The sequence below is a fragment of the Leifsonia sp. NPDC058248 genome (assembly GCF_042881905.1).
In the GTDB taxonomy this organism is placed as follows: domain Bacteria; phylum Actinomycetota; class Actinomycetes; order Actinomycetales; family Microbacteriaceae; genus Leifsonia.
This window is the reverse complement of record NZ_JBHVXB010000018.1, coordinates 1-2,500: the sequence shown is the minus strand read 5'-3', so window position 1 is coordinate 2,500 and position 2,500 is coordinate 1. Positions and strand designations below refer to the sequence as shown.

The following is a 2,500-nucleotide window of genomic DNA, read 5'->3' as shown; positions in this document are numbered from 1 at the left end:
GCAGAGACAACCAGGAGGTTGGCTTAGAAGCAGCCACCCTTGAAAGAGTGCGTAATAGCTCACTGGTCAAGTGATTCCGCGCCGACAATGTAGCGGGGCTCAAGCGTACCGCCGAAGTCGTGTCATTGCAGCAATAGGGCCAACGCCCGCTGTGATGGGTAGGGGAGCGTCGTGTGCCGGGTGAAGCAGCAGCGGAAGCTAGTTGTGGACGGTTCACGAGTGAGAATGCAGGCATGAGTAGCGATACACACGTGAGAAACGTGTGCGCCGATTGACTAAGGGTTCCTGGGTCAAGCTGATCTGCCCAGGGTAAGTCGGGACCTAAGGCGAGGCCGACAGGCGTAGTCGATGGACAACCGGTTGATATTCCGGTACCCGCTTTGAAACGCCCAATATCGAATCCTCTGATGCTAAGGCCGTGAAGCCGTTCCGGACCCTTCGGGGAAAGGAAAGTGGTGGAGCCGCCGGCCCAAGGTGGTAGTAGGTAAGCGATGGGGTGACGCAGGAAGGTAGTCCAGCCCGGGCGGTGGTTGTCCCGGGGTAAGGGTGTAGGCCGAGGGGTAGGCAAATCCGTCCCTCATATAAGGCTGAGACCTGATGCCGAGCCGATTGTGGTGAAGTGGATGATCCTATGCTGTCGAGAAAAGCCTCTAGCGAGTTTCATGGCGGCCCGTACCCTAAACCGACTCAGGTGGTCAGGTAGAGAATACCGAGGCGTTCGGGTGAACTATGGTTAAGGAACTCGGCAAAATGCCCCCGTAACTTCGGGAGAAGGGGGGCCATCACTGGTGATCGGATTTACTCCGTGAGCTGGGGGTGGCCGCAGAGACCAGCGAGAAGCGACTGTTTACTAAAAACACAGGTCCGTGCGAAGCCGTAAGGCGATGTATACGGACTGACGCCTGCCCGGTGCTGGAACGTTAAGGGGACCGGTTAGTGCACTTTCGGGTGTGCGAAGCTGAGAACTTAAGCGCCAGTAAACGGCGGTGGTAACTATAACCATCCTAAGGTAGCGAAATTCCTTGTCGGGTAAGTTCCGACCTGCACGAATGGCGTAACGACTTCTCGACTGTCTCAACCATAGGCCCGGTGAAATTGCACTACGAGTAAAGATGCTCGTTTCGCGCAGCAGGACGGAAAGACCCCGGGACCTTTACTACAGTTTGATATTGGTGTTCGGTTCGGCTTGTGTAGGATAGGTGGGAGACTTTGAAGCAGCCACGCCAGTGGTTGTGGAGTCGCCGTTGAAATACCACTCTGGTCGTGCTGGATGTCTAACCTCGGTCCGTGATCCGGATCAGGGACAGTGTCTGATGGGTAGTTTAACTGGGGCGGTTGCCTCCCAAAGGGTAACGGAGGCGCCCAAAGGTTCCCTCAGCCTGGTTGGCAATCAGGTGTTGAGTGTAAGTGCACAAGGGAGCTTGACTGTGAGACCGACGGGTCGAGCAGGGACGAAAGTCGGGACTAGTGATCCGGCGGTGGCTTGTGGAAGCGCCGTCGCTCAACGGATAAAAGGTACCCCGGGGATAACAGGCTGATCTTCCCCAAGAGTCCATATCGACGGGATGGTTTGGCACCTCGATGTCGGCTCGTCGCATCCTGGGGCTGGAGTCGGTCCCAAGGGTTGGGCTGTTCGCCCATTAAAGCGGTACGCGAGCTGGGTTTAGAACGTCGTGAGACAGTTCGGTCCCTATCCGCTGTGCGCGTAGGAATATTGAGAAGGGCTGTCCCTAGTACGAGAGGACCGGGACGGACGAACCTCTGGTGTGCCAGTTGTCCTGCCAAGGGCATGGCTGGTTGGCTACGTTCGGGAGGGATAACCGCTGAAAGCATCTAAGCGGGAAGCCTGCTTCAAGATGAGTATTCCCACCTCCTTGAGAGGGTAAGGCTCCCAGTAGACGACTGGGTTGATAGGCCAGATGTGGAAGCCCGGTAACGGGTGGAGCTGACTGGTACTAATAGGCCGAGGGCTTGTCCTCAGTTGCTCGCGTCCACTGTGTTAGTTCTGAAGTAACGACCGTGTTGTCATCCGGTTGGTTAACTTCATAGTGTTTCGGTGGTCATAGCGTTAGGGAAACGCCCGGTTACATTCCGAACCCGGAAGCTAAGCCTTTCAGCGCCGATGGTACTGCAGGGGGGACCCTGTGGGAGAGTAGGACGCCGCCGAACAATCATTGTGGGAAAGCCCCGCACCAGCCCTTACGGGTTCGGTGCGGGGCTTTTCTGCGTTCCGGGGTCTTCGTCTCTTCATACCCGGATGGCCCGGCATGGGTCACTGGGTCGGCCGGTGGCCGGCTCGTACTGTTGAGTCATGGGCTACGACCTCGTCATCTTCGACAACGACGGCGTGCTGGTGGACAGTGAGCCGCTCGCCAATCGCATCCTCGCCGGCTACCTGACCGAGCTGGGGCACCATACCTCGTACGACGATTCCCTCCGCGACTACATGGGGACGGCCCTGACCCGCGTGCACAAAATCGTCCAGGACCGTACCGTTCTC

General features: G+C 57.5%; 2 rRNA genes and 1 pseudogene (1 of these 3 cut by a window edge). All 3 read left to right on the top strand.

The window, feature by feature from the left end:
* Positions 1 to 1,979 (top strand): 23S ribosomal RNA (locus ACFVV5_RS19035); it begins 1,145 nt to the left of the window's first position.
* Between the two features lie 73 nt (positions 1,980 to 2,052).
* Positions 2,053 to 2,169: ribosomal RNA gene (gene rrf, locus ACFVV5_RS19030) — 5S ribosomal RNA — on the top strand.
* Between the two features lie 142 nt (positions 2,170 to 2,311).
* Positions 2,312 to 2,500: pseudogene (locus tag ACFVV5_RS19025) on the top strand (hypothetical protein); the annotation flags it as partial.